This window comes from Allobosea sp. CER48, assembly GCF_044752385.1.
Classification (GTDB): domain Bacteria; phylum Pseudomonadota; class Alphaproteobacteria; order Rhizobiales; family Beijerinckiaceae; genus Allobosea.
In genome coordinates, this window is the sequence record NZ_JBIWYK010000635.1 from 1 (window position 1) to 1469 (window position 1469).

Annotated in this window: 1 protein-coding gene; it reads left to right on the forward strand. The window is 66.6% G+C overall.

What is annotated here, in order from left to right:
* Positions 1-322 precede the first annotated feature (322 nt).
* On the forward strand, positions 323-1384 hold the full coding sequence (locus ACIPIA_RS16185; protein WP_400510998.1) for a GGDEF domain-containing protein: 1062 nt from the start codon (positions 323-325) through the stop codon (positions 1382-1384).
* Positions 1385-1469: the final 85 nt, after the last annotated feature.

A 1469-nucleotide genomic window follows, 5' to 3' on the forward strand; every position in this document is an offset into this window, starting at 1 on the left:
GGCCGCATCCCGGGAGCAGGACAGCCCGCGCCGCAGCCGGAATTCGCGCTCGCGGGACGATGATGACGGCCCGCAGGTCAAGGGTCTCGGCGATCACGTGCCGGCATTTCTGCTGCGCCCGGCGCGCATCGGCTGACCTTGCGGCATCAACCCGTTCTTAACTCCGCCATCCTAGATTGATCGCCGCTGCAGCGAGGCTCTCGCCGCAGCGGACGGGCGCATGCCGCCGTAAATACGGACAGGATGTCCCGCTTCGATTGTGTCAATCGAAGCTGACGTGGCCGAAAGCCACGACCCGGCTTCATACCGGAATGGCGTAGGCATGGACGACGAGGCTTTGGTTTCCGCTCGCACCAGCGATCTCGCCGAACGCGTCGTTGCCGCGATGCGGCAGCACGGCTCGCCGAGTTACCCCCGCGCCTTCGAAGTCTGGTATGCCCATCTGAGTGGCGAGATGCCGGCCGTGACGATGGCCATCGAGGCCATCATCGCAGGCAGTGAAAGCGGCACGGTCGCAGCCGCCGACATCGACACGCTCTATGAGCGCTTCATCACCACCGAGCGCTTCGCCCGCCAGGCAGAGCGAACCAGCATGCAGGTTCTCGGCGAGATCGACGCCATGATGGCGCTCGTCGACAAGGCGCTGGGCTCGAGCGAGCTCTATCACGGCCGCCTCACCGCGATGACGGAGGAGGTTCCACCGGCCACCGACCGGCAGAAGCTGCGAGAGTGGGTCGAGGCCCTCGTGCTGTCGACCCGCGAGGAAGTCGCCCGCAAGGCGCAGCTCGAGGCGGAGCTGCGCAACAGTTCCAACGAGATCCGCAATCTGCGCGAGGCCCTGGAATCGACCCGCGCCGAGGCCCTCACCGACCCGTTGACCGGCCTCGCCAATCGTCGCCATTTCGAGGAGATGCTGCAGAAGTCGATCGATCAGGCCACGCTGCGGCGCGAGCCTTTCGCGCTGGTCATGGCCGATATCGACTTCTTCAAGCGCTTCAACGACGCCCACGGCCACCTGACGGGCGATCAGGTGTTGCGCCTTGTCGCCCGCACCATGAAGGACAAGTTCAAGGACAAGGCCGTCATCAGCCGCTTCGGCGGCGAGGAGTTCGCGATCATCCTGCCGGAGGCGGATCTGATCGCCGGCAAATTCGGCGCGGAGACCGTTCGGCAGGCCCTGCTCACGCGGGAGCTGGTCAAGCGCTCGACCAACGAGAACCTCGGCCGGATCACCATCTCCCTAGGCGTGTCGAGCTATCGGCGCGGCGATACGGCCGGCTCTCTGGTCGATCGCGCCGACCAGGCGCTGATGCAGGCGAAGCGCGACGGCCGCAATCGAACGGTCACCGAGGACGTGCTGGATACGACGAGCCGCGTGGCCTGAGCTTTGCCGAAGCGGCCTCGCGGGCGGCCGCCAGTGCGAGCTGCGTCCAGCGATCGAGGGCTTCGCCGCTCCGGCGCGCTTCCTC

Coding starts and splice junctions, on each gene's coding strand:
- ACIPIA_RS16185 (WP_400510998.1), top strand. CDS start 323: ATGGACGACGAGGCTTTGGTTTCCGCTCGCACCAGCGATCTCGCCGAA.